This window comes from Streptococcus sp. A25, assembly GCF_043674095.1.
GTDB classification, from domain to species: domain Bacteria; phylum Bacillota; class Bacilli; order Lactobacillales; family Streptococcaceae; genus Streptococcus; species Streptococcus suis_V.
This window is the reverse complement of sequence record NZ_JBIMJO010000011.1, coordinates 59873-86237: the sequence shown is the minus strand read 5'-3', so window position 1 is coordinate 86237 and position 26365 is coordinate 59873. Positions and strand designations below refer to the sequence as shown.

The 26365-nt window shown below is 45.1% G+C and carries 30 protein-coding genes and 1 tRNA gene; all 31 read left to right on the top strand.

Features of this window, described 5'->3' with window-relative positions; all coding sequences use genetic code 11:
* The first annotated feature begins 352 nt into the window (after positions 1–352).
* The 31 genes from ACHBID_RS06450 (at position 353) to ACHBID_RS06300 (ending at position 26316) form a co-directional block, all read left to right on the top strand.
* Positions 353–568: a YozE family protein gene (locus ACHBID_RS06450; RefSeq protein ID WP_125265733.1), complete on the top strand. Its 216-nt coding sequence runs from the start codon at positions 353–355 to the stop codon at positions 566–568.
* 311 nt (positions 569–879) lie between these two features.
* Complete coding sequence (locus ACHBID_RS06445; protein ID WP_105123138.1) at positions 880–1902, top strand: PhoH family protein; 1023 nt, start codon at positions 880–882, stop codon at positions 1900–1902.
* Positions 1892–2389, top strand: a complete 498-nt coding sequence (locus tag ACHBID_RS06440) for a GNAT family N-acetyltransferase (RefSeq protein ID WP_105123139.1) — start codon at positions 1892–1894, stop codon at positions 2387–2389. The genes ACHBID_RS06445 and ACHBID_RS06440 overlap by 11 nt, the downstream gene beginning before the upstream one ends.
* Positions 2390–2450: 61 nt before the next feature.
* A tRNA-Thr gene (locus ACHBID_RS06435) sits at positions 2451–2523 on the top strand.
* Positions 2524–2791: 268 nt separating this feature from the next.
* Positions 2792–4522 (top strand): ABC transporter ATP-binding protein, encoded by a 1731-nt coding sequence (locus ACHBID_RS06430; RefSeq protein ID WP_394731851.1) that lies wholly within the window; start codon positions 2792–2794, stop codon positions 4520–4522.
* Positions 4519–6258, top strand: coding sequence for an ABC transporter ATP-binding protein (locus ACHBID_RS06425; protein ID WP_394731852.1), 1740 nt, complete (start codon positions 4519–4521; stop codon positions 6256–6258). Before ACHBID_RS06430 ends, ACHBID_RS06425 begins: the two co-directional genes overlap by 4 nt.
* A 226-nt stretch (positions 6259–6484) precedes the next feature.
* Positions 6485–6643 (top strand): hypothetical protein, encoded by a 159-nt coding sequence (locus tag ACHBID_RS06420; RefSeq protein WP_161497992.1) that lies wholly within the window; start codon positions 6485–6487, stop codon positions 6641–6643.
* 430 nt (positions 6644–7073) lie between these two features.
* On the top strand, positions 7074–7313 hold the full coding sequence (locus ACHBID_RS06415) for a GlsB/YeaQ/YmgE family stress response membrane protein (protein WP_105110353.1): 240 nt from the start codon (positions 7074–7076) through the stop codon (positions 7311–7313).
* A gap of 21 nt (positions 7314–7334) precedes the next feature.
* Positions 7335–7910, top strand: coding sequence for an alkaline shock response membrane anchor protein AmaP (amaP, locus tag ACHBID_RS06410; protein ID WP_172021530.1), 576 nt, complete (start codon positions 7335–7337; stop codon positions 7908–7910).
* A gap of 8 nt (positions 7911–7918) precedes the next feature.
* Positions 7919–8110 (top strand): DUF2273 domain-containing protein, encoded by a 192-nt coding sequence (locus tag ACHBID_RS06405; protein ID WP_105123189.1) that lies wholly within the window; start codon positions 7919–7921, stop codon positions 8108–8110.
* A 34-nt stretch (positions 8111–8144) separates the two neighbouring features.
* Positions 8145–8642 carry an Asp23/Gls24 family envelope stress response protein gene (locus tag ACHBID_RS06400; RefSeq protein WP_105137761.1) on the top strand — a complete coding sequence of 166 codons (498 nt, stop codon included), beginning with the start codon at positions 8145–8147 and terminating at the stop codon, positions 8640–8642.
* A 24-nt stretch (positions 8643–8666) separates the two neighbouring features.
* Positions 8667–8858, top strand: a complete 192-nt coding sequence (locus ACHBID_RS06395; RefSeq protein WP_105101041.1) for a CsbD family protein — start codon at positions 8667–8669, stop codon at positions 8856–8858.
* Between the two features lie 29 nt (positions 8859–8887).
* Entirely contained in the window at positions 8888–9412 is a 525-nt protein-coding gene (locus ACHBID_RS06390) for an Asp23/Gls24 family envelope stress response protein (protein WP_105110349.1), read from the top strand.
* 137 nt (positions 9413–9549) lie between these two features.
* On the top strand, positions 9550–10176 hold the full coding sequence (locus ACHBID_RS06385) for a TrkA C-terminal domain-containing protein (RefSeq protein WP_394731853.1): 627 nt from the start codon (positions 9550–9552) through the stop codon (positions 10174–10176).
* Between the two features lie 16 nt (positions 10177–10192).
* The gene (locus ACHBID_RS06380) at positions 10193–10894 is read left to right on the top strand and encodes an HAD family hydrolase (RefSeq protein ID WP_394731882.1); all 702 of its coding nucleotides are present in this window, start codon (positions 10193–10195) and stop codon (positions 10892–10894) included.
* Positions 10895–11092: 198 nt separating this feature from the next.
* Positions 11093–12601: a PTS transporter subunit EIIC gene (locus tag ACHBID_RS06375; RefSeq protein WP_105123190.1), complete on the top strand. Its 1509-nt coding sequence runs from the start codon at positions 11093–11095 to the stop codon at positions 12599–12601.
* Between the two features lie 197 nt (positions 12602–12798).
* On the top strand, positions 12799–13500 hold the full coding sequence (locus ACHBID_RS06370; RefSeq protein ID WP_105123191.1) for an N-acetylmannosamine-6-phosphate 2-epimerase: 702 nt from the start codon (positions 12799–12801) through the stop codon (positions 13498–13500).
* A 54-nt stretch (positions 13501–13554) separates the two neighbouring features.
* The gene (locus tag ACHBID_RS06365) at positions 13555–14868 is read left to right on the top strand and encodes an ABC transporter substrate-binding protein (protein WP_105160630.1); all 1314 of its coding nucleotides are present in this window, start codon (positions 13555–13557) and stop codon (positions 14866–14868) included.
* Between the two features lie 94 nt (positions 14869–14962).
* Positions 14963–15850 (top strand): carbohydrate ABC transporter permease, encoded by an 888-nt coding sequence (locus ACHBID_RS06360; protein WP_161943016.1) that lies wholly within the window; start codon positions 14963–14965, stop codon positions 15848–15850.
* 13 nt (positions 15851–15863) lie between these two features.
* The gene (locus ACHBID_RS06355; RefSeq protein WP_105110344.1) at positions 15864–16694 is read left to right on the top strand and encodes a carbohydrate ABC transporter permease; all 831 of its coding nucleotides are present in this window, start codon (positions 15864–15866) and stop codon (positions 16692–16694) included.
* Between the two features lie 331 nt (positions 16695–17025).
* The gene (locus tag ACHBID_RS06350) at positions 17026–17475 is read left to right on the top strand and encodes a YhcH/YjgK/YiaL family protein (RefSeq protein WP_105123193.1); all 450 of its coding nucleotides are present in this window, start codon (positions 17026–17028) and stop codon (positions 17473–17475) included.
* Between the two features lie 9 nt (positions 17476–17484).
* Entirely contained in the window at positions 17485–18111 is a 627-nt protein-coding gene (locus ACHBID_RS06345; protein WP_105123194.1) for a DUF624 domain-containing protein, read from the top strand.
* A 43-nt stretch (positions 18112–18154) separates the two neighbouring features.
* A complete protein-coding gene (locus tag ACHBID_RS06340) occupies positions 18155–19075 on the top strand; it encodes a dihydrodipicolinate synthase family protein (RefSeq protein WP_105123195.1) in 921 nt (306 codons plus the stop codon).
* 12 nt (positions 19076–19087) lie between these two features.
* On the top strand, positions 19088–19984 hold the full coding sequence (locus tag ACHBID_RS06335; RefSeq protein WP_105123196.1) for an ROK family protein: 897 nt from the start codon (positions 19088–19090) through the stop codon (positions 19982–19984).
* Positions 19985–19988: 4 nt separating this feature from the next.
* On the top strand, positions 19989–20957 hold the full coding sequence (locus ACHBID_RS06330; RefSeq protein ID WP_105123197.1) for an acetylxylan esterase: 969 nt from the start codon (positions 19989–19991) through the stop codon (positions 20955–20957).
* A 116-nt stretch (positions 20958–21073) separates the two neighbouring features.
* A complete protein-coding gene (locus ACHBID_RS06325) occupies positions 21074–22009 on the top strand; it encodes a manganese-dependent inorganic pyrophosphatase (RefSeq protein WP_394731854.1) in 936 nt (311 codons plus the stop codon).
* A 43-nt stretch (positions 22010–22052) separates the two neighbouring features.
* Positions 22053–22517, top strand: a complete 465-nt coding sequence (locus tag ACHBID_RS06320; RefSeq protein ID WP_105160635.1) for a phage tail protein — start codon at positions 22053–22055, stop codon at positions 22515–22517.
* 150 nt (positions 22518–22667) lie between these two features.
* Positions 22668–23621, top strand: coding sequence for an iron chelate uptake ABC transporter family permease subunit (locus tag ACHBID_RS06315; RefSeq protein WP_105160636.1), 954 nt, complete (start codon positions 22668–22670; stop codon positions 23619–23621).
* A complete protein-coding gene (locus ACHBID_RS06310; RefSeq protein WP_105160637.1) occupies positions 23618–24586 on the top strand; it encodes an iron chelate uptake ABC transporter family permease subunit in 969 nt (322 codons plus the stop codon). Before ACHBID_RS06315 ends, ACHBID_RS06310 begins: the two co-directional genes overlap by 4 nt.
* On the top strand, positions 24586–25338 hold the full coding sequence (locus ACHBID_RS06305; protein WP_394731883.1) for an ABC transporter ATP-binding protein: 753 nt from the start codon (positions 24586–24588) through the stop codon (positions 25336–25338). The genes ACHBID_RS06310 and ACHBID_RS06305 overlap by 1 nt, the downstream gene beginning before the upstream one ends.
* A 12-nt stretch (positions 25339–25350) precedes the next feature.
* Complete coding sequence (locus ACHBID_RS06300; protein WP_105160639.1) at positions 25351–26316, top strand: ABC transporter substrate-binding protein; 966 nt, start codon at positions 25351–25353, stop codon at positions 26314–26316.
* Positions 26317–26365 lie beyond the last annotated feature (49 nt).

Genomic DNA, 26365 nt, shown 5'->3' with positions numbered 1-26365 from the left:
ACTGCGTTCGTTCTATTTCCAACCTCCGAAAGTCACTCCCCTGACTAAATGAACCGAACTGCGTTCGTTCTATTTCCAACCTCCGAAAGTCACTCCCCTGACTAAATGAACCGAACTGCGTTCGTTCTATTTCCAACCTCCGAAAGTCACTCCCCTGACTAAATGAACCGAACTGCGTTCGTTCTATTTCCAACCTCCGAAAGTCACTCCCCTGACTTTCGGAGCCATCCAACATCACCTCAGGAAAGTCTGAAAAGAGACTTTGCCTACAAACTGAGTTTGTTTTACTTTATGGAGAATCCTTTGGTTCTGAACTGAAGGATTCTTTCATCACTAAGGAGAATAGGATAGTATGAGAAGAACCTTTTATAGCTGGTTGATGACCCAGCGAAATCCCAAGTCCAACGAGCCTGTGGCTATTTTGGCTGATTTTGCCTTTGAAGAGTATGATTTCCCAAAGCAATCAACGGATTTTGATGAGGTCAGTCGCTTTTTGGAGGAGTCGGCCAGTTTTGCTTTTTCAATGTCTGATTTTGACGCCATTTGGGAGGACTATATGGCCCATTAGCCTGCACTGCATATAGGATTATTTCATATAATCATACCAATATAAAAGCAAAAATGTAAAAATATACATAAAAATAAAGTTCATTTAGTTGCAATTTATCACTAAATAGGGTTATAATACAAGTGTAAGAATAATTCCTTACGAAAATCGTGGAGATCTACTTATTCCTTTATAACCTAATCCCTTTATATAATGAACACGGTCTCCATAGGAGCAGAGAGGTGATCTTCTCTGTTCTTTTTGTTTTCACAAGGCCAGTTTGAGAGATTTTTGGTATAATAATAGAAAAGCACAGGTAAAGGAGCAAGTCTTTGCAAGAACATTCTATTGATATTCAACTCAGCCATCCGGATGATAGTTTTAGTCTTTTTGGGTCCAATGAGCGCCATTTGCGTCTGATGGAGCAGGAGCTGGGAGTGGTCATTCATGCTCGGACAGAAAAGGTCCAGGTCATTGGTCAAGCTGACCATGTTGAGCAGGCCCGTCTGGTCATCCAGTCCCTCTTGGTCTTGGTCAATCGCGGGCTAACTGTGTCAACGCCAGATGTGGTGACGGCTATTTCCATGGCCAAAAATGATGAAATCGAAAAATTTGTCGCCCTCTATGAGGAAGAAATCATCAAGGACAATTCTGGCAAGCCCATTCGTGTCAAGACCTTGGGGCAGAAGGTTTATGTGGATGCTGTCAAGCGACATGATATTGTCTTTGGTATCGGTCCAGCAGGGACGGGAAAAACCTTCCTGGCTGTGACCTTGGCTGTCACCGCCCTCAAGCGTGGCCAGGTCAAGCGGATTGTCCTGACTCGTCCTGCGGTTGAGGCTGGTGAAAGTCTGGGCTTTTTGCCGGGGGATTTGAAGGAGAAGGTTGATCCTTATCTGCGTCCCGTTTACGATGCCCTCTATCAGATTTTGGGTAAGGAGCAGACCACTCGTCTCATGGAGCGGGAGATTATCGAAATTGCACCTTTGGCTTATATGAGGGGGCGGACGCTGGAAGATGCCTTTGTCATTCTGGATGAGGCGCAAAACACTACTATCATGCAGATGAAGATGTTTTTGACCCGTCTCGGTTTTAATTCCAAGATGATTGTCAACGGGGATATTAGTCAGATTGACCTACCTCGTAAGGTCAAGTCTGGTTTAATTGATGCTACGGAAAAATTGAAAAATATTTCGCAGATTGATTTTGTCTATTTTTCTGCCAAGGACGTGGTCCGTCATCCGGTTGTTGCTCAGATTATCAATGCTTACGAACAAGATGCATTAGTAGCAGATAGCCGAGTAAGTTTTGAGGTGATTGGGGAGCCTAGTGGGAGCGAAGAGGATGAAGATTAGTCAATTTTCAAATCATTATCAAGTCCGAAAGCTAACTGAAGCTGACTTAGAGCGGGTTTTGGTTCTTTACCAGACCAATCCCCTCTATTTTGAACATTATCCGCCTAGTCCGAGTTTGGAAGGTTTGCGGCAAGATTTAGTCAATTGTCCGCCTGGGAAGGACCTGTCAGATAAGTATTTTGTCGGTTACTGGTGGGACAATCAGTTGGTGGCAGTGCTGGATTTGATTGCTGGCTATCCTGATGACCAGATAGCTTACATTGGTCTCTTTATGGTGGACGGTAGCTGGGCTGGTCAGGGGATAGGCTCCAAAATCATGGCAGAGCTAGAAAGTCAGTTAGGACAGTATTTCCAAAAAGTCAGACTAGGCTATGTGGCGGCCAATCCACAGGCCAGTCGATTTTGGCAAAAGCAGGGCTTTGAAAGAGTTGCTGAGAAAACTGTAGAATCTATTCAGATATGTATAGCGGAAAAGAGTCTTTTATAGGCTTTTTTTCTTTCAAAAAATATTGACAAATTTCCAGAGTATGATATACTGATAAGGTACTGCTGGTTTAGCTCAGTCGGTAGAGCGCATCCATGGTAAGGATGAGGTCGCCGGTTCAATCCCGGCAACTAGCATATAGTTGACAAACGGTCCGGATGGGTCGTTTTTTTACCTAAAATACCTTGACAAGTCAATATATTTTGATAAAATAAGTGGTAGAATAAGGAAAGGAGTACTACAATGAACAATACAGTATTTATCACAAAACAAACTGTTTTTCATAAACCACTCCTTTTTAAGCAACTATAATAGTCTATTTGAACGGACTTGAGGGAGCCTAGGCGGAGTGTGTCGTCTAGGCTTTTTTGCGTGCTTAGAAAGGTTTTAAGATAAGGGAGATATATGTTCAGCTTAATTTTTGATTATGTCAAGCGGCACAAGTGGCTCTACTTGCTGATCGCTGTGACCTTGATTATTTACGACGCCACGCTCTTGGTGCCGACCCAGGTTATCCAAAGAATGGTCGACACCCTGGCGTCTAATGGCTTGACCGAGAAAATGTTGGTCCAGGATATGACCCTGCTTTTCCTGGTGACCCTGGTCAACTATGCTACAGCCTTCATTTGGCATCTCAAGCTTTTTCAGTCTTCTATCAATTTCAAATTTGACATGCAGCAGCGGGCCTTCCGAAAAATGGTTGTCATGCGGACGCCTTTCTATGAGAAGTTTCGCTCTGGGGATGTCATGACCCGCTTTTCAACGGACGTGGACGGGCTGATGGAAATGGTTGGTTACGGGCTCATGATTGTGGTCTATGCAGGAGGCATGTTTGCCTTTGTCATTCCATATATGTTTATCATCGACTGGAAGATTTCTCTGGTGGCTCTGCTTCCTATGCTGGCTATGACTGCGGCTATCTTTTTCATCGGCCGCAAGCAGGATGAGGCCATTGAGGCCAACCGGGAGGCCGTTGCCCAGCTCAATAATGAGGTTTTGGAAGTCGTAGAAGGTATTCGGGTCACACGTGCCTATAGCAAGAAGGCCACTCAGAAGGCCAAGTTTCAGGAGCGGACACGGCAGCTTGCCAAGGGAGGAGACCGGATTACCTCCCTCCAGTCCCTCTACAATCCCTTGGCTACTTTGGCTCTGGGCTTATCCACTATTTTGGTTCTGGTCATGGGGACAGTGGCTGTCAAGTCCGGTCAACTGTCTATCGGCCAGGTCATCGCCCTCCAGCTCTACGTTGGTTCACTTCTCGAGCCTTTCTGGATGCTGTCGGATTTCATCTTGGTCTACCAGACCGGCAAGACCTCATTTGAAAAGCTGCAGGAGCTGATTGATACAGGGGATGATTTGGAAGTTGATGGTTTTGGGGAAATAGCAGAGCTGTCCAGTCTGGCTTTTGAAGGGTACAGCTTTAGCTATCCACAGGCAGACCGGCCGAGTTTGCAGGACATCCATTGGACCCTGAAAAGAGGGCAGACAGTCGGTATCGTTGGGAAAACAGGGTCAGGCAAGACCACTCTGGTCCGCCAATTCCTCCGTCAATATCCAGTCGGTCAAGGCAGTTTTACGATAAATGGCCAATCAGTTCTGGACTTTAAACGCGCATCTATCGAGGAAAAAATTGGCTACGTTCCTCAAGAGCATATCCTCTTTTCCAAATCGGTCGGCGAAAATATTGCTCTTGGTAAGCTGGATGCCAGTCCTAAGGAGATTGAGCAATCGATTGCGACAGCGGCCTTCATTCAAGACTTGGAGCGGATGAGTGATGGGCTGTCGACCATGATTGGTGAGCGGGGTGTGTCCATTTCTGGCGGCCAGAAGCAACGGATTTCCATTGCACGGGCCTTTCTGCGAAAACCAGACCTGCTGATACTGGATGATTCCCTGTCGGCAGTAGATGCTCGTACAGAACGCCAGATTATTGAAAATATCCAAAAAGAACGGGCGGGTAAAACCAATGTCATCGTCACCCACCGCCTGTCGGCGGTTAACCATGCAGACTGGGTGCTGGTCCTGGATGAGGGCCGCATCGTTGAAGAGGGCCGTCCAGCAGATTTGCTGGCGCAAGGTGGCTGGTACTTTGAGCAATACCAGCGACAACAAAGCCAGGAAGGAGGAGAGGAATGAAGATTTTAGGATTTTTATTGCGACAAATCAAGCAGGTCAAATGGCTATTTGTCATTGCGGTAGCCTTCTATCTCCTGGCTTCTGCCATGGTGCGTTTGGCACCGCTCATTGTCCAGCAGGCTATTGACGGTCCCTTGACGGATTTGAGCAAGGGGCTGCCCTTTGATCAGGCTGCTTTTTTGACCAAGGCTAGTCAGTATATGGGGATGACGGTCATCGGTAGTCTGGGCTTTTATCTGTCCATGCGCCTACTTATGCACTGTGCCAATCGGATTGCGGAGCTTTTGCGAAATCAGGCCTACGATGTCATGCAGCGCCTGCCTATTTCCTACTTTGATGACAAACCAGCAGGTAAGATTGCGACTCGGATTGTCAATGATACCGAGACCCTGCGCAACCAGTTCTATGGGACCCTGGTCTACGCCTTTAATAACCTCATTCGTCTAGCATTTACCTACGGTGTCCTCTTTTACATGAATGCCACTCTGGGCTGGCTCATGCTGGTCTTGATCCCACTCTATATCGCTATCCAGTATGCCTATAAGCGGATGACAGACAAACCCATGAAGGACTTTTATGATGCCAGGAGTGATGTCAATACCCAGGTCAATGAAACCATGAACGGGGCTAGTCTGATCCAGCTTTTCGGTCAGGAAGAGGCAGTCATGGAAGAGTTTGAGGCAACGGCAGATAAGATGCGACGGGCCGATAACCGAATTATCTGGGCCCAATCCTTGGCGACCTGGAACCTGAGTGGTTTCCTGCAAAACTTGGTGGTCACTGGTATTCTTACGGTGGTTGGCTATCAGTTTCTCAAGGGCCAGCCGGGGGTTAGTCCAGGCAAGCTCTTTGTCTATGTCAACTATATTGAGGGAATTTTTATTGCCCTGGGTTCCTTGGTACAGCAATTTCCAAATATGCTGCGGTCCTTTGAAACGGGCAAGCGTTTGATGGCCCTCTTGGAAGAAGAGACGGAGCCAGATAGAGAAGAGATCTTGCAGGTGACTGATGGTCAAGTTATATTTGATCATGTCCAGTTTGCATATGAAGAAGGCAAGGCAATCTTGAAGGATATCTCTATCCAGGCGGACAAGGGACAGACAGTGGCTCTGGTGGGCCATACTGGTTCGGGTAAGACGTCGATTATGAACCTACTCTATCGCTTTTACGATCCCCAGGTTGGGCGGGTCTTGATTGATGGTCAGGATATTCGCGACTATTCTCGCGAAAGCCTGCGCAGCCATATGGGGATTGTCCTGCAAGATCCTTATCTCTTTACGGGGACCATTGCCAGCAATGTGGCCATGGATGTGGACCAAATGGACCGGGAGCGCGTGCACCAGGCTCTGGAAAAGGTTGGAGCTGGGCCGATGTTGGTTCGTCTGGAAAAGGGAATCGATGAGCCTGTTGTCGAAAAAGGTTCGGCCTTCTCCAGTGGAGAGCGGCAGTTGATTGCCTTTGCCCGGACCCTTTATTCTGACCCAAAGATTCTGATCCTGGATGAGGCGACTTCCCACATTGATACGGAGACTGAGGAAATCATCCAGCATGCCATGGAAGTGGTCAAGGAGGGGCGGACAACCTTTATCATCGCCCACCGCCTGTCGACCATTCAAAATGCAGACCAGATTCTGGTCCTGGACCAAGGTCGCATCATTGAACAAGGCCGTCATGATGACTTGGTCGCTCTAGGTGGTGTCTACGCCCAGATGCAGGCTATTCAGTCTAAAGTCTAGTGTTTATAAATCTATTGAATCTCAGTCTACGGGCTGGGATTTTCTTTGTTTCTATCTATAATACTCAATGAAAATGTCCATGGTTGAACTCTGTCGTGCCCTTATTTCAAGGCGATAGGCTGAAAATTTCCCCCGAAACTCTTCACTCAACAAGGCTGTTGACAATGGATAGATTTGATTTTTCAAGAGTAAAGATAGTATAATGATAGTACAAGGAGATTTGCCTATGAAATTTGATTTGAAGAATATCTACATCCGCATCGCTTTGGCCTTGTTCTATGTCCTAGTGGCCAGCCTTGGCAAGTATCTGCTCCATATGGAGGTCAAATGGTGGATTTCGGTCGGAATTGTGCTCCCCTTTGTGCTCTTTTATAAGAAGAAGTAGCTTAAGTTTTCTCATTTGAGGAAGTCGTTGGATATTCAACGGCTTTTTCTTTTGTTTAGAAAAAGTGACAACTTATAAATTAAAAAAGCTAGTCAATGTAGTTTCTTTTGAAGTAAAAACCGAAAAATCGTGTTATTTTTTTCCTCTTGTTTTCCTCATTATCTGACATTTTAGGTTAGAAACTGGCTCCTCCTGAAAAGAAATATCAAAAAAATAGCACCTAAAAATCGCATAAAATAGGCATTTTTAAGAATTTTTCCAACTTTTTTTGAAAAAATAATAAAAAAGACTTGCCAAGTCTCCAAATTGATGGTATACTGACAACATAAAGATAAATAAAAGTTGTCACTTATAAAGTGACATTGCTATTATTCATCTTTATAACCCAAAAATCGATTTTTACTATTTTTTATCTAAAAGGAGAATTTATATGATTTGGTCACTTATTGTTGGTGGATTTATTGGAGCTATCGCTGGTGCGATTACGAAAAAGGGTGGTTCAATGGGTTGGATCGCGAACATCATCGCAGGTCTAGTCGGATCATCTGTTGGTCAAAGTTTGTTTGGTCACGGCGGTCCGAGCCTTGCAGGTATGGCCTTGTTCCCATCTATCCTTGGTGCGGTTATCGTTGTAGCAGTTGTATCCTTCTTCTTTGGCCGTAAGGGTTAATGAAACTAGAAAGAGGCCTCGATGTCTAAAGTAAAAAAAATACTGACTGCTAGCCTCTTATTGCTGGTCTTACTCTTCCTCTTGCTGACTTCTTTGAAGTTTGCAGGAGGGGGCCATCTTCCAGCGGAGCTAGTAGCATGGATTCCTCAATGGCCTGTCCATCAGGTTGTCGCTCCCTTTCTCAATCCCCTTGCATTTTGGGGCTTGATAGGACTGGCAATTCTGACTGCGGTCCTGCTCCTGGTAGTCCTTTTCTACCCTAAGCGCTATGCAGAGATTAACCTCATCCAGGAAAATGGTGGCAGTCTTCTAATGAAAAAATCTGCTATCGAGTCCTATGTAGCGATCCTAGCAGAAGAATCTGGCTATATGAAATCTGCAAGTGCAACAGTTATTCCCTATAAGAAGCGTCTTAAAGTCAAGCTTGCGGGTGATCTTGCTAAAGCTGGCTCCCTTGGTGAGCAGACTAGTCTTTTGGAGAAAAGCATTCAACATGGTTTGCGTCAATTCTTTGGAATGGAGCAGCCAATCAACTTTACTGTTCTTGTCAAAGATGTTGCAAGCAGTAAACAGTCGCGTCCTTCTCGCGTAGAATAGAGGTGTACATGAAATCAGTCAATAAATGGACTCTTCCTCTAGTGGGAGGTGCCGTCGGTCTTGTATTATCTATCTTATTTCTGAGTCTTGGATTTTTCAAAACTCTCTTAGTCTTAGTTTTGGTTGCAATCGGAGTAGGGGTAGGCTTCGGCCTCCAGGAGACAGGTCTCTTGGAAAACTATTTCAATAAGCGCTATTAAGTTTAAATAGAATTTTATATTTTCGGAGGTCATTATGACAGAACAAAATACACAGGTAATCAATGGTGAATTGACCTATGCGGACAAGGTCATTGAAAAAATTGTTGGCTTAGCTTTGGAATCAGTAGACGGCTTATTGGCTGTGGATGGCGGATTTTTAGCTAACTTGAAGGATAAATTGGTCAACACTGAAAATGTCCGTTCAGGTGTGAATGTAGAAGTTGGGAAAAAACAGGTTGCAGTCGATTTGTCGATTGTAGCTGAATACCAAAAACATTTGCCGACTATCTATAAGGCTATCCAGACAGTTGTTGAGTCAGAAGTCAAGCGTATGACGGACTTGGAAGTTGTTGAAATCAACGTTGAAGTATCTGACATCAAGACGCGGGCTCAATTTGAAGCTGATTCTGTTAGCTTGCAGGACCGTGTTTCAGATGCAACCCAATCAGTAGCAGATTTTACAGGTAGTCAGGTCAAGAAAACTTCAAGAGGTATTGAAGAATTGACTGCTAAAGAACCCCGTGTCATTTAAGTAATAAAAGAAAGAGGAAATCCTATGTCAGAAGAAAAAGTAAATGCAAAAGCAGAAGAACTTGTTGGTGGTGCTAAAAACCTTGTCGGTAAGGCAACTGGCAACAAGGAAGTAGAAGCAGAAGGTAAGGTAGAGCAATTGGCTGGTAAGGCTAAGGCTGCTATTGCTGACGCTAAAGATGCCGTTAAAGGCGCTGTTGAAGGTTTGAAAAAATAAGTTTTATCTATAGAAAGAGGGATTAGGAAATGAAAGAAACGAAAAACACACAAGTTGAAGCTGTAAAAGGTACTGTAGAATACGCAGACCAAGTGATTGAAAAAATGATTGGCTATGCCTTGAAAACTGTTCCAGGTCTTTTGTCAGTCAGCGGTGGTTTCTTGACGGATTTCAAGAACAAGCTGGTCAATAGTGACAATGTGAGAGAAGGCATCAACGTCGAAGTTGGTACCAAACAAGTTGCAACAGACCTGAAGATTGTGGTAGAATATGGTAAAGATATTCCAGCTATCGTTGAACAAATGAAAGCTGTCATCAGCAAAGAAGTTGCGGCTATGACTCACTTGCAAGTAGTAGAAGTGAACGTAGAAGTTGTAGACGTACAAACGCGTGAAGAGTTTGAAGCGGCATCTGTTACCTTGCAAGATCGTGTAACTGAAGCAGGTCAAGCTACAGGTCAGGCTATCGCTTCTCAAGCAAACAAGGCTGGTGAATTTGTCTCAGAAAAAACAGGACAAGTGAAGGAACAAATCCAATCATCTCGCGTAGAGTAGACTCAGTCTAATCAGTTCATCAATTAAATAGGGTTCAGGGCATGATTCTTGCCTAGGACCAATTAAAGGAGTGAGTTTCGGGATCATGGAAGGTGATACGGTACCGCTCCTTTTGTCTATGGAAAGAAGGAAGATTTATGCCAAATCGAAAAATTGTAAAAGCGTCTAAGTACCAGCAGATTGCGGTCGGAGTGGCGCAACGGATTGTCTCAGGTGAATATGAAGTAGGTGAGCGAATCAAGTCTCGTTCGACCCTGGCTAGTATGTTTGGGGTCTCGCCGGAGACCACTCGTAAGGCCTTAAATATTCTGGCCGACCTCCATATCGTGTCGGTAAAGCATGGTAGTGGAGCGATTGTCTTATCCAAGGAAAAGGCCCACGATTTCATTGATAATTTTGAAATGACCAGCTCCCTAAATTCGCAAAAAGACCGGATTTTGGAGAAGATGGACCAGCAGGAAAATATGCTCAAGGAATTGCGTGGCTTGGTTTCTGTCTACTTGGATCAGACCAAGCGCGTGCAAAAGAAATACCCTTTGGAGCCCTACGGTTTAAAGTTGACAGCTGACTGTGAGTTGCTGGGCAAGCAGTTGGCGGATGCACGTATCTGGCACCACACAGGAGCCATCATTGTCGGTATTGAGCGCCATGAAGAGCTCTTGATTTCTCCTAGTCCCTACCAGACTCTGGAGAAAAATGACCTGGTGTATTTTGTCGGAGAAGAGCAGAGTTATCTGCGGATGAAAAATCTCTTCGGTTTATAAGAGGTAAGTAATGACAATAAAGGCACTTGTATTTGACTTAGACGATACCTTATATGACCAGATTCAGCCCTTTGAACGGGCCTTGAAACGACATTTGTCGGTGCCTGAGGAGCAATTGGTTCACCTGTATCTGGCCTTTCGCCACTATGCGGATCAGGTTTTTGAAGCGGCTGCGACTGGCAAGATCAGCCTCAAGGACAGTCATGTTTATCGGATGAAGGCAGCCTTAGCTGATTTTGGTTACCAGGTGTCCGATGGGCTGGCCTTGACCATTCAAATCGACTACGACTATTATCAAGGGCAATTGGAACTCAGTCCGATTTATCCAGCTATTTTTGAGGCTTGCAAGCAGCGGGGTATTACTCTTGGCATCATTACCAACGGTCCCCATCGGCATCAATTGCGGAAAATCCGAACCTTGGGCCTACAAGATTGGATAGAGCAGGAGAAGATGGTTATCTCGGGGCAGGTTGGGATGACCAAGCCCAATCCAGCTATTTTCAAGCTGATGGAAGAGCGCCTGGGAATGGCGGGTCAAGAAATCTGTTATGTCGGTGATTCATTTGAAAATGATATCATCGGTGCCAAATCAGCTGGCTCGCAGGCCATCTGGTTCAACCACAGAAAACGGCAGCAGCCGGAGACAAGTGTGGAACCGGATAAGGTTGTGACCGAATGGCTTGACTTAGAAACAGCTATTATAGAGATGGGAAACTAGCTTAGGCTGGTTTTTTATTTTGGAGCTAATCGAAAGTAATTTCACAATTTATAAAATTTATCTATAATCTTAAAACTACTTTCTAAACAAGTTCAGATGGTTGAAATTCCTAAAAACTATGCTTATAATGTTTTTGTAAACGTTAACATTTTGTAAAAGAGCGATGATGTCGCTCCATGCTTTAGAAAGGAGTTTCTGATGAACTTCAAGAAGTTTTCTCAGTTGGGGCAGGCTTTCATGCTGCCCATATCTATCTTACCGGTTGCTGGTTTGCTCCTGGGTATCGGGGGTGCCTTGTCCAACAGCAACGCGGTTTCTCAATTTCCTGTATTAGACCAGGCTTGGTTACAGGCAACTTTCACCATTATGAGTACAGCTGGTAGTGCTGTCTTTGCTAATTTGGCCCTTATTTTTGCGGTCGGAGTTGCAGTTGGTCTGGCAGATGCCGACAAGGGAACAGCTGGTTTATCAGCTGCGGTGTCCTACTTGGTGTATACAGCTACGATTAGTGGTTTTCTACAGTTATTTGCAGAAGAAGGTGCTAGTATTGACACAGGAGTGGTCGGTGCTTTGGCTATTGGTATCACAGTAGCAAATCTCCACAATAAATATAGGAAAATTGAGTTACCAGCCTTCCTAGGTTTCTTTGGAGGTTCGCGCTTTATTCCAATAGTGTCGTCTTTTGCAGCCATTGCCTTTGGTGGGATTTTCTATTTGATTTGGCCACCGATTCAGGGGCTTTTGGTGACATTCGGTGAAACAATATCAGAAATGGGAAGTCTAGGAACGTTCCTTTATGGATTTGGCTTACGGTTAACCGGAGCTTTTGGTTTACACCATACTATCTATCCGATGTTCTGGTATACTTCACTGGGTGGAAGTGAAGTAGTTGCCGGTGAAACGATTCAAGGTGCTCAGAATATTTTCTTTGCTCAATTGGCTGATCCCAACCATACTGGATTATTTACATACGGGACTCGTTTCTTTGCTGGACGCTTTGCGACTATGATTTTTGGTTTGCCAGCTTCTTGTTTGGCGATGTATCATGCCATTCCAAAGGAAAATCGTAAAAAAGTTGGCAGTTTCTATTCAAGTAGTGCCCTTACGTCCTTGTTGACAGGTATTACAGAACCAATTGAATTCTCCTTCCTATTTGTTGCTCCATGGTTGTACGTCGTCCATGCTTTCCTAGATGGTGTCTCCTTCTTGGTAGCTGACTTGCTACAAATTCGTATCGGGAATTCCTTCTCTGGTGGTTTGATTGACTATCTTATCTTTGGTGTTTTCCAAGGCAATGACAAAACCAACTGGCTCTTGGTGCTTCCAGTCGGTTTGGTCTGGGCAGCTATGTATTATGTTGTTTTCAAATTCCTAGTGACCAAGTTCCATGTTCTAGTGCCTGGTATGGAAACGGGTGATAGCTCTGCAAATTCTGATAAGGTATTGAAAAACGGCTCAACCCTCTATGATAGTGCCATTTCAATCATTGATGCCTTGGGTGGCGAAACCAATATTGAACACGTGACAGCCTGTGCGACTCGCCTCAGAGTATCCTTGAAGGACAGTCAAATGGTTGACAAGGATGTCCTGAAAGCGATTGGAGCAACAGCAGTTCTGGATGTGAAAGATGGTATTCAAGCCATCTATGGCGGACGGGCTATTCTCTATAGCCAAGAAATCAATCAGATTTTGGGCAGAGAAGAATAGCAAGGACAATCGACCAGCTTCGGCTGGTTTTTACTTTTGAAATTTTCTGACTTCTGAAAGTAGTTTTAGGAATATGTTAGATTTTACAATTTTTGAAACTGAAACCTATTATATGGCAATATATTGAATTATTGTATCCGAGGCGTTATAATAACAATGTAAGCGCTAACTCGGATCCGTCATTGAAAGGAGAATTCATGGCTAAATTGAGTAAGGAGGCCTTGATTGAACAAATAAAACCAGGAATCATCATTTCTTGCCAAGCCCTACCAGGTGAGCCTCTGTATAGGGAAGAAGGCGGGATAATGCCCCTCATGGTTAAGGCAGCCCAGGAAGCAGGAGCTGTTGGTATTCGGGCCAACAGTGTTCGAGATATTAAAGAAATTAAAGAAGTGACCAACCTACCTATTATCGGTATTATCAAGCGGGATTACCCACCACAGGAGCCTTTTATCACAGCGACCATGAAGGAGGTCGATGAGCTGGCAGCCCTGGACATTGAGGTCATTGCACTAGATTGTACCAAGCGGGAGCGGTACGACGGTTTGACTATCGTCGAGTTTATCAAGCAAATCAAGGAAAAATACCCAGACCAGCTCTTCATGGCAGATGTTTCCACCTATGAAGAAGGTCTGACAGCCTACGAGGCAGGTATTGACTTTGTCGGCACCACTCTCTCAGGCTATACTTCTTATAGCCGTCAGGGAGAAGGACCAGATATCGAGCTAGTAGATCGATTGGTTAAGGCGGGCATAGATGTCATTGCTGAAGGCAAAATCCATTATCCGGACCAGGTTAAAACGATTCACGACCTTGGTGTGGCAGGAATTGTAGTTGGTGGGGCTATTACTCGACCAAAAGAAATCGCAGAGCGTTTTATCAAGGCTTTGCAGGCTTAAATTGTCATCAAACTCCCCACAGGGGAAAATTAAAAAAATAAAAGGAGTAGAATGATGAAAAAAATCATGCATTCATTGTTAGCAGGTGCAGCTATTTTGTCACTTGCAGCTTGTGCCAATAAGGCAAGTGACACTACCGCATCATCTGCAGCAGAGTCAGGCAGCTCTGACAAGACAGAAATCACTTGGTGGGCCTTCCCAGTCTTCACGCAAGAAAAAACAGAAGATGGTGTGGGTACCTATGAGCAAAAAATTATTGCTGCTTTTGAGGAAGCAAACCCGGATATCGATGTAAAATTGGAAACCATCGACTTCACATCTGGACCTGAAAAAATCACGACAGCTATTGAAGCGGGCACTGCGCCAGATGTGCTCTTTGACGCACCAGGTCGTATCATTACCTACGGAAAAAATGGTAAATTGGCTGATTTGAACGACCTCTTTACAGATGATTTTGTTAAGGATGTCAACAACGATAACATCATCCAAGCGTCTAAAGCTGGTGATACAGCCTACATGTATCCAATCAGCTCTGCTCCATTCTACATGGCCTTTAACAAAGCGATGTTGAAAGATGCTGGTGTTCTTGATCTTGTCAAAGATGGCTGGACAACAGATGACTTTGAAAAAGTCATCAAGGCTTTGAAAGACAAAGGCTACAACCCAGGTTCCCTCTTCTCGAATGGTCAAGGTGGTGACCAAGGTACTCGTGCCTTCCTTGCGAACCTTTACAGCGGAAGCATCACAGACCCTGAAGTAACCAAGTACACAACTGACTCAGAACAAATGATTAAAGCCCTTGATAAGGCAGCTGGCTGGATCAAAGATGGCTACATGATGAACGGTTCTCAATATGCTGGTGGTGACGATATCCAAAACTTTGCAAATGGTCAAACATCTTACACCATCCTTTGGGCACCATCTCAAAATGGTATCCAACAACAATTGTTGGAAGCATCAGGCGTAGAAGTGCTTGAAGTTCTCTTCCCATCAGAAGATGGTAAACCAGACCTTGAATACCTTGTAAACGGCTTTGCAGTCTTCAACAATGGCGACGAAGCGCGTGTAGCAGCATCTAAGAAATTCCTTCAATTCATCGCAGATGATGCTGAGTGGGGACCTAAGAACGTTGTTCGTACAGGTGCCTTCCCAGTTCGTACATCCTTTGGAGCACTCTATGATGATGAACGCATGGCAATGATTGACGAGTGGACTCAATACTACTCTCCATACTACAACACCATTGACGGTTTTGCTGAAATGAGAACACTTTGGTTCCCAATGTTGCAAGCAGTATCAAATGGCGAACAAGACGCGGAAACAGCTTTGAAAGACTTCACTGAAAAAGCGAACGCAACCATTAAATAATATTTGAAAGTTGGCTCCTTTTCTAATCCCATTTCTATCGAGGTCTAGAAAGGGAGCTCTTGCTTTCTAATTTGAAAGAATTGAGGTGTTTGCATTGCAAATCAACAAAATACGAATGCGGGAAACCATTGTTTCTTACACGTTCTTGGCCCCAGTTTTGGTATTCTTTACCGTCTTTGTCTTGGCACCTATGGTCATGGGATTTGTGACTAGTTTCTTCAACTACACCATGACGGACTTTACCTTTGTCGGCTTAGATAACTATGTGCGGATGTTCAACGATCCTATCTTCATCAAATCCTTGATTAACACCTTGGTTATCGTTGTGGGATCAGTGCCAGTCGTGATTTTTTTCTCGCTCTTTGTAGCGGCCAATACCTACCAGAAAAATGTCATCGCTCGTTCCTTCTATCGAGCAGTCTTCTTCCTACCGGTGGTTACTGGTTCGGTAGCCGTAACGGTTGTCTGGAAATGGATTTACGATCCTCTGTCGGGTATTCTTAACTTTGTTTTGAAATCAGGTGGTATTATTGAACAAAATATCTCTTGGCTTGGGGACAAACAGTGGGCCCTCTGGGCAATTGTCATCATTCTCCTGACTACATCTGTCGGTCAGCCCATTATCCTCTATATCGCTGCTCTGGGAAATATTGATAATTCCTTGGTAGAAGCAGCACGGGTAGATGGTGCCAATGAAACCCAGGTTTTCTGGCAAATCAAGTGGCCTAGCCTCTTGCCTACAACCCTTTACATTACAGTTATTACAACCATTAACTCCTTCCAGATTTTCGCGCTTATCCAGCTCTTGACATCTGGTGGACCAAACTATTCAACATCGACCCTCATGTACTATCTCTACGAAAAAGCCTTCAAGCTTTCTGAGTATGGCTATGCCAATACCATGGGTGTCTTCCTTGCAGTCTTGATTGCTATCATTTCCTTTATCCAATTCAAGGTTCTTGGAAATGATGTGGAATATTAGAAAGGAGGTCAAGATGAAAAAGAAAACCATTACCCCATTTTCAATCCTATCTTCAGTGATTTTGTTGACCTTGACTGTCCTCTTTATCTTTCCTTTCTACTGGATTATGACAGGGGCCTTCAAGTCTCAACCCCATACCATTGTCATTCCGCCCCAGTGGTGGCCAACTGAGCCAACCCTGGAAAACTTTGTCAAGTTGACTGTGCAAAACCCAGCCCTGCAATGGTTGTGGAACTCAGTCTTTATTTCCTTAGCTACCATGATTTTGGTCTGTGCGACCTCATCCTTGGCAGGCTATGTTCTGGCCAAGAAACGCTTCTACGGTCAGAAAATTCTTTTCTCTATCTTCATCGCGGCCATGGCCCTGCCTAAGCAGGTAGTCTTGGTGCCGCTGGTACGGATTGTTAATTTCATGGGTATCCACGATACGCTTGCAGCGGTTATTTTGCCACTGGTTGGCTGGCCATTCGGTGTCTTCCTCATGAAGCAATTCTCAGAAAATATCCCGACTGAGCTTTTGGAATCAGCTAAGATTGACGGTTGTGGCGAGCTATCTACCTTTTGGAATGTGGCCTTCCCAATCGTAAAACCTGGCTTTGCGGCCCTGGCAATCTTTACCTTTATCAATTCTTGGAACGACTACTTCATGCAATTGGTGATGTTGACCTCTCGTCAGAACCTGACCATTTCCCTGGGGGTTGCGACCATGCAGGCCGAGATGGCGACCAACTACGGTCTCATCATGGCGGGTGCTGCCATGGCGGCCGTACCGATCGTAACCGTCTTCCTTGTCTTCCAGAAATCATTTACACAGGGGATTACCATGGGTGCTGTGAAAGGCTGATGCTCGTCGAGAATGGCTTTGTCTCGTCGTTAAGTCGTCTTGGTAAACTTTAGTTAAACCTTCGACTTCCTTGCCTAGATGCCAAGCCATTTTCTTAGAGCATCCCGTTGGAGTGTTGATGAAGACTGTTTCAGCTAGGCTAAAAGAAATTTACATTGCCAAATCCCGTTGGGTTGGTTGATCAGTCTTCGTGGGAAATAGTACGAGACTTGGTCGATTTGGTTTGACGAGTGAAAACCTCCACCGTAGCTTTTCACTCACCAAGGCTCTTGACAACGGATGATTTTGATTTTCGCAGAGTATTAAAGCAAATATAGATTAGAGGTTGTATATGATTTACGATCTGATTGAAAATATTGCAACATATAAGGGGCTGGATCCGCATCTGGATTTGGCCATCGATAGTATTTTGAGTGGTGACTTCAAGACACAAGATCCTGGCAGGTACGAGCTGGCTGGGGACAAGGTTTTCTGCTTTGTTCAGGACAATCAGCTAGTGGAGCCAGGGCAGCGTTTTGAATACCATAGAAATTATGCAGATCTGCATTTTCTTCTAGCTGGTCAAGAAATGATTTCCTACGGATATGACGGTCTGGAGGACTTAGAACCTTATCAAGCCCAGTCAGATGTTGGCTTTGTGATGGCATCCAGTCAGCTTGATTTGACCATCAATGATGAGTACTTTGCCTTTTTCCTGCCAGGAGAGTCTCATTTGCCCAACCAAAAAGCGGGTGAAGGAGAACAGGTCCGCAAACTTGTGTACAAAATTTTGATAGAATAGGAGATTTCCATGAAAAAGACAGGTGGTCAGCTATTACAATCTTTATTCGATGTCAATCACCCATTTTGGCAATCGGTGGAAAAGGTCTTCACCATTTTCCTTCTGAATATTTGCTTTGTGGTGACCAGTTTGCCTGTCTTGACCTTTGGAATTGCCCGCCTGGCTCTCTTTGCCAGTCTGGACATCCTTAGAAAGGAAGGAAAAGTGGCTGTTCTTGCGACCTATCCTGTCATGGTGAAGCGGTATTGGAAACAGGGCTTGACCTTGGGTCTGCTGGAAGGTCTCTTGGTGGGAGTCTGCATCCTGAACTTATTCTTGACTTCGGGTGTGACCTCGCTGCCCATACAAATTCTGCGCCTGGTCTGCTTTGCGACCCTCATCTTTAGTCAGTTGATGATTCCTTACCTCTATCGAGTGGCCAGTCAAGTAGAATTGCCCTTGGTTCAGCTGGGCCTGACTGCCCTGATGCAGTCGGCTCGAAACCTTTGGTTGACCTTGGCTATTGTCGTGGTACTTCTGGTCCTAGTCTTTGTAGCTTTCTTCAATGGTCTGACCTTTTTGGTCGTCCTCTCATTGCTGGCTACTTTCGGCTACGCGGGCCTGGTCTATCTCTTCCTTCTTTACTATAAATCCTGAAATCTTGAAATCCTGAAAAACTGATAAATTTGAAAGGAATCTTATGTCTCATTTAGAAAAATACAAAGGAATTATCCCAGCATTTTATGCCTGTTACGGCGAAAATGGAGAAATTGATTCGCAACGTGTCAAAGAACTGACCCGCTATTTTATTGAAAAAGGAGTAAAAGGACTGTATGTCAATGGTTCTTCTGGTGAATGCATTTATCAGAGTGTGGCGGATCGTAAGTTAGTCCTTGAAGCAGTCATGGAAGAGGCGCGTGGTAAATTGACCATTATCAACCATGTGGCCTGCAACAATCTCAAGGACAGTCAAGAATTGGCCCGTCACTCTGAAGAATTGGGTGTTGATGCCATTGCGGCCATTCCGCCGATTTATTTCCGCTTGCCAGAGTACGGCATCGCTGACTACTGGAATGGCATCAGCAGTGCCGCACCAAATACGGACTTCATGATTTACAACATTCCGCAGTTGGCTGGTGTGGCTTTGACGCCAAGCCTCTACAAGGAAATGTTGAAGAATCCACGTGTCATCGGGGTGAAAAATTCATCCATGCCAGTGCAGGATATCGACACCTTTATCAACATTGCTGGTCCAGACTATATTGTCTTCAATGGTCCAGATGAGCAATTCTTGGGCGGTCGTCTCATGGGAGCTGGCGGTGGTATCGGTGGTACTTATGGTTCTATGCCGGAACTCTTCCTGGCCCTAGATGACTTGATTACCAAGAAAGAACTGGAAAAAGCCCGTGAACTCCAGGCTGAAATCAACCGAATTATTACGAAACTCTGCTCCGGTCACGGTCACATGTACGCTGTCATCAAGGAAGTTCTCCGCATCAATGAAGGCCTGAACATCGGCTCCGTTCGGGCCCCCCTATCTTCACTAAATGAGGCAGATTTGGTCATTGCCAAGGAGGCGGCAGACATGATTGTGCAGGCTAAGGCAGTCTTTATCGGCTAATGGAGGTGACCTATGACACGCTATTTAGCAGTAGATATAGGAGGTACCCAGATTAAGTATGGCCTGGTTGACCAGGAAGGGCAGCTCCTAGAGCAACATAAAATGGATACCCAGGCTCACCTGGGAGGGCCACATATCCTTGCGACAGTTAAGGATTTGGTAAGAAAATACAAGGATAATTCTGATATTTCAGGTGTAGCTATTTCTTCAGCAGGAATGGTCGACCATGTTAAAGGGGAAATCTTCTACTCTGGACCGCAAATTCCTAACTACGCCGGAACAAAATTCAAGGCTGAAATCGAGGCAACATTTGGCCTGCCTTGTGAAATAGAAAATGATGTCAACTGTGCAGGTCTAGCAGAAGGAATTTCGGGTTCGGGTCAAGACAATCAAATTTGCCTTTGCCTGACGATTGGCACAGGTATTGGTGGCTGTCTTCTTATCGACAAGGAAATCTACCACGGATCCAGTAATGCAGCCTGTGAAGTAGGCTATCTCCCCTTGTCTGACGGGGCCTTTCAAGATATTGCTTCAACGACAGCTCTAGTTCAGCATGTGGCAGACCTGCATGGGGATAATCCATCCGAATGGGATGGTTATCGGATTTTTCAAGAAGCCCAAAATGGCAACAGCAAGTGTCAAGTGGCTATTCATCAACTAGTGGACAATCTTGGTAAGGGCATTGCAACCATTACTTATGTAGTCAATCCGGAGATTGTCATCCTAGGTGGTGGAATAATGGGGCAGAAAGAATATCTGGAACCCATGATTCAAGAAGCAATAAAACGTCATTTATTACCAAGCTTGGTTGAAAAAACAAGGATTGCATTTGCTAAACATGAAAATGCAGCTGGCATGCTAGGGGCCTTCTATCATTTTGCCCAAAAACAGGGCTTGAAAGTTGGGTGAGTCTATGATTGATACCATGTCCCTGGAGGCTATGCGTACCTATCGTGGTCGTCATGAGCTTCCAGAAGATTTTGATAGTTTTTGGCAGCAGCAACTAGCTGCATTGCCAGAACTGCCAGATTATGATTTGCTTGAAAAGCCAGCTGGTTTGCCTGGTGTGATTTGCTATGAACTCTATTTTACAGGTACCAACGGCTCACGGGTCTTTGCCAAAACTATTTTTCCGAAAGCTGAACAGCCTGTGCCTGTTCTCTTCTATTTCCACGGTTACCAAGGCCAATCACCTGACTGGGCTGAATTGCTCAAGTTTTCGACAGCCGGCTACGGTGTTGTGGCCATGGACGTGCGTGGTCAGGCCGGTTGTTCCCAGGATTTAGGCCAATTTAAGGGCCTGACAGTCAAGGGGCAGGTCATTCGTGGCATGTTGCAGGGACCAGACCATCTTTTCTACAAGGATGTTTACCTGGATGTCTACCAGCTGATTAAGCTAGTGGCTGGCTTTGACTTTGTGGATAAGCACCAGCTGATGAGTTATGGGGCCTCCCAAGGTGGTGCCTTGGCTCTGGTAGCGGCCAGCCTCTATTCAGACCTATCAAAATGCCTGTCTATTTATCCTTTCCTATCGGACTTCAAGCGAGTCTTGGAATTGGGCAATAACAGCGAGGCCTATGATGAGCTCTTCCGTTATTTCAAATACTCGGATCCCTTCCATGAGACGGAGGAGCAGGTATTGCAGACCCTGTCCTACATTGACATTAAAAACTTGGCTCATTTGGTAAAATGCCCTGTGGCCATGGTGACTGGTCTAGAGGACGGAGTTTGTCCACCTTCGACCCAGTTTGCGGCCTATAACCGCTTGGAAGTTGAAAAAGAAATGAAAATCCTTCCAGACTATGGGCACGATGCCCTCAACGTCAAGGTTAATGACTATGCCTTTGATTACTTGGTAGGGACACGATTTTTAGGTGATTAATTTTTCGATACAATGAATGCAGAAACTAGGTCGTGAAAAGCCTGGTTTCTTTTGTTTTCAAGCGTCAGCTTTTATGGTAAAATAGAGGAGATTTTAAGATAAATGAGGTTTAAGACATGTCAAAATTTTTAGTTTTTGGTCACCAAAATCCTGACACAGATGCCATTGCATCATCATACGGCTGGGCTCACTTGGAGCGTGAAGTGTTTGGTCGTGATGCGGAAGCAGTTGCACTTGGAACGCCAAATGAAGAAACAGCCTTTGCGCTTGATTATTTTGGTGTAACAGCACCTCGCGTGGTTGAGTCTGCAAAAGCAGAAGCTGTTAGTCAAGTTATCTTGACTGATCATAATGAATTCCAACAATCAATCGCAGACATCAAGGATGTGGAAGTTGCAGCTGTTATTGACCATCACCGTGTTGCCAACTTTGAAACGGCAAATCCATTGTACATGCGTTTGGAGCCGGTTGGTTCAGCATCTTCAATCGTTTACCGTGCCTTCAAAGAAAATGGTGTGACGCCTCCAAAAGAAGTAGCTGGACTTCTTCTATCAGGTTTGATTTCAGATACCCTCTTGCTCAAATCTCCAACTACTCACGCAACAGATCCACAAGTAGCAGCTGAATTGGCGGAAATTGCTGGTGTAAACTTGGAAGAATACGGCTTGGCACTCTTGAAAGCAGGTACCAATCTTGCTAGCAAGTCAGCAGAAGAATTGATTGACATCGATGCAAAAACATTTGGCTTGAATGGCAATGACGTGCGTGTAGCCCAAGTCAACACAGTGGACATTGCGGAAGTCTTGGAACGTCAAGCAGAAATTGAAGCAGCTATGACAGCAGCATCAGCAGCAAATGGCTACTCTGACTTTGTTTTGATGATTACAGACATCGTTAACTCAAACTCTGAAATCCTTGCGCTTGGTAGCAACATTGACAAGGTGGAGGCGGCCTTTAACTTCAAGTTGGAAGACAACCACGCTTTCCTTGCTGGTGCCGTTTCACGTAAGAAACAAGTGGTACCACAATTGACAGAAGCGTTTAACGCATAAATACCTAGCACCTTCGGGTGCTTTCTTTATTGAAAGGAAAATCATGTCTTATACAGTAAATTTCAAAGAAGTCGAAACGATAGGCTTGGAAACAAGTCCAGTCGCAGAAGTCTTGGCCGGTCTGCGTGCCAACGAAGCCCGCTATTTCTGGAACAAATACAAGCAGGAGTTCGTGGTCTATAGCCCAGAGGAGAAGCCTGAAATCCTGCCCTTCATCGAGAAGGTCTTGGCAGAGCGGGACATGAACTTTCTATATACCCCGCTTAACGTAGCCCAGCTTGAAGTAGATGGCATTCTCTGGTCATTTGTCTTTTATGACAATGGCCTGGCTGTCAATGTCCTCTATACGCTGGAAGAAGGAGGCAAACGAGCGGTCGGTTTCAAATTGTCAGACGGCATTGACATTCCCAAAGAATTTGAAGGCAAATTCAAGTTTGCCCGCCAACGCTCCAAACTAGCTGGGGAAATCCGTGGAACTTACTTTAATGTTAAGGGTGAATATTTATAAGTTAGAATCTCAAGCAGTTGATTTTGCTTGGGATTTTTTATGCTGTTGAGACTGACTCTGTTTTAAATTAGAATTATCTGACAATTATAATCAAAGATTGACATTTACCTGCTTTTCTGTTAAGCTTGTACTATTGAAAAATGAGGTATCATGAAAAATAAAATTCTCCTAGCTGGTCTGACGGCTAGTTTAATCATTCTTTCTTTATCCATTGGCAGTCATGCCGGCTTTTCCTGGCTTGGGCTTTTTCAGGGACAGGATACGTCTAGGATCCTCTTTTGGGAATCGCGTCTTCCCAGAACTCTTGCCATTATCTTAGCCAGTGGGGCCATTTCCCTGTCGGGCTTGCTCATGCAAACCGTGTCACAAAATCCCTACGCAGCCCCCTCGACAACAGGGACGACAGAGGCAGCCCAGCTGGGTATTCTCTTGTCTTTATTTGCCTTTCCCAAGGCCACTCTCTTTCAAAAAATGAGTTTTGCCTTTCTTGCTGCCCTGCTCTTTACAACGGTTTTCATCCAAGTTATCCGGCGCTTGCAGTTCAAGGAAAAGTGGGTTCTGCCCTTGGTAGGGCTGATTTACAGTGGTATTATCGGCTCTTTTGCCCAGATGATTGCCTTTCGGTTTAACCTCATTCAGTCCATGACCGCATGGAGTCAGGGTTCTTTTTCCATGATTCAGCGCAATCAGTACGAATGGCTCTTCTTGTTGGTTTTCGTTTTGATTGCCATTTGGTACTATTCGGATGCCTTTTCGGTCATGGCTCTGGGTGAGGATGCCAGTCGGAATTTGGGTTTGCCTTACCAAGCCTATGAGACCTTGGCTCTAGCCTTGGTGTCTCTGACCTCGGCTGTGACCATGATTACGGTCGGCGCTCTGCCGTTTCTGGGCGTTATCATTCCCAATCTGGTTCGGCAGTACGCAGGCGATTATTTCAAGAAAGTCAAAGGCTTGGTGGTCATCTGGGGCATCCTCTTGGTCTTGGTCTGTGACATCTTGGCACGTTTGGTCATCTGGCCTTACGAGGTCTCAGTTTCTTTGATTTTGGGAGTGGTCGGCACCCTAGCCTTTCTCCTCATTATCTGGCAAGGAGCGCGTGCATGAACCGTATCAAACGCTCAACCTTGCTTCTGATTGGCATTTTGTCGGCCATCGCTGTTTTGGGGACGCTATTTTATCTCCTGCCAGATGGTAGCCTGCCCAATTCTTACATCCTGAACCTACGCTTGAAAAAATTGCTGGTCTATCTGGTGGTGGCTGTCATTGCTAGTTTTTCCACCTTCAGCTTTCAGGCGGTGACGGGCAATCGATTCCTGACCCCGTCTGTGCTGGGACTGGAAAGTTTCTACGTCCTTATGCAGTCTCTTTTCCTATTTTTCTTTTGGAAATGGTCGCAGGGATTGGCACCCAATTCCCTGACCGAATTTTTCATGGTGCTGGGCTTGCAGGCTGGATTTTTCTTGCTCTTGCAACCAGCTATCAAGGCACTTTTGAATAAGGGAATTGGTCTTATTCTTCTCATTTGCATGACCTTGGGAACCTTTTTCCGTAGCACATCCACCTTTCTACAAGTCTTGATGGAGCCCAATGAATACGACAAACTGCAGTCCAAACTCTTTGCCTCCTTGCAGAATGTCAATGAGGGCGTCCTACTTGTGGTGGTGGGATTGGCCATTCTGATTTGTGGTTTGCTCTACCGCAAGGGCAAGGTACTGGATACCTTTTATCTGGGAAAAGACAATGCTCGGCTCTTGGGCGTGGACGTGGAAAAGGAGCAGCAACAGCTTCTCTGGTTGGTTGCTCTGTTAGTTTCAGCCTCCACAGCCTTGGTAGGTCCCTTGTCTTTCTTGGGCTTCATTCTGGCCAATCTCACCTATCAGCTGGTCAATGATTTTCGTCATCGAACTCTCTTTTTAGTTGGCTCTCTGCTCGGCTTTGTTAGCCTTTTACTGGCTCAAACCTTGGTCGAAAGAGTCTTTAACTTCAATATCAGCATTCGGACGGTCATTGAATTGATCGGTGGTATTTTCTTCTTTTATCTCTTGTACAAGGAGCGTAATAAGCTATGATTAAAATGGAAAATATTTCCAAGAAATATGGGACCAATCCAATCTTAGACGAAATTGGTCTTAACATCGAAAAAGCTAAGTTTACCGCCTTCATCGGACCAAATGGCGCAGGCAAATCAACGCTTTTATCGCTGATTAGCCGACTTTTGCCCAAGGAGCAGGGGCTGCTCTATATCAAGGGGCAGGAAATCGAAAGTTGGGACTCGGTTGAATTAGCCAAGGAATTATCCATGCTCAAGCAAAAGGTGGATTATCAAGTCAAATTAACGGTCGAGGAGCTAATTTCCTTCGGTCGCTATCCCTACAGCAAGGGGCGCTTGACAGCTGTCGACTATGAGCATATCAATCAGGCTATTTCCTATATGGAATTGGAGAATTTCCGCCATCGTCCTATTGACCAGTTATCGGGGGGACAGTTGCAGCGGGTCAACATTGCCATGATTTTGGCTCAGGATACGGAGATTATCCTCTTGGACGAGCCACTCAATAATCTGGACATCAAGCAAGGGATTTTGATGATGAAAACCCTCCGTCGTCTGGTGGATGACCTGCACAAGACGGTGGTGGTTGTCATTCACGACATCAATGTGGCTAGCCAATTTGTCGACCAGATGGTCGCCTTTAAAGATGGCAAGGTCTATTCCCAGGGGCAACCCCATGAGGTCATGACGGAGCCTATCCTCAGCTCCCTTTATGATATGGAGCTGACCATCGCCGATATTGACGGCAAGAAAATTTGTCTCTATAAATAGAAAGGAAAAATTATGAAACGCATCACACTCGCATTTTTAGCACTCTTTAGCATCATTGCTCTAGCTGCTTGTTCGTCAGCGGAGCAGGTCAGCACCTCTCAGGACATTACTATTCAAACCTCGACGGGTGAGACAACCGTTCCAAGTAATCCCCAAAAGATTGTGGTTTTGGACTACGGTGTGGCTGACAGCCTGCGTGCCCTTGGCAAGGAAGACACTATCGTCGGGATGCCAAAAGACAGCCTGCCAACCTATTTGAAGGACTTGAAGGATAAAAAAGAGATTACAAACGTTGGTAATCTGCGCGAAGTCAACCTTGAAACGGTTGCGGAGTTGGAACCGGATTTGATTATCCTGTCCAGTCGTACGCAGGACCAGCAGGCAGAGTTTGAGAAAATTGCGCCAGCTATATACTTTGAGAACTCTACTTCTGATTATTTGAACTCTGTCAAGACCAATGCTACTGAATTGGCAAAACTCTTCGGAGACGAGGTAGTCAAAGAAGCTGAAAGCAAGCTGGCTGATATCGACACACTTGTTCAAACGGCTCAAGACAAAAACAAGGACACTCAATTGACCACTCTAACTGTCCTGCTCAATGAAGGCAGTATGGCAGGCATTGCTCCAGACGGCCGTTATTCCTTTATTTATAAGACATTGGGCTTTCAACCAACTGACCTCAAGCTGAAAGAAAACACCCAAGGAAATCAAGGCAGAAGTCACGGTTCCAGCCTGAGCTTAGAGAGTGTCAGCCAGATCAACCCAGACATCATCTTTGTTGTTGACCGCACCCTGGCCATCGGTGGCGACGATACGCAAAATTCGGACATTCTCAACAACGCCCTCATCCAGGATACCAATGCTGGTAAGAACAAGAAAATCATCACGCTGACACCAGACCTCTGGTACCTGTCAGGTGGTGGTCTTGAGTCAACCAAGCTTATGTTTGAAGAAGTAGTTGCTCATCTTGAAAAATAAAATGCTCGACTAGAACATCAAATATAATAGAAAAAACTAGCTTTTCCAG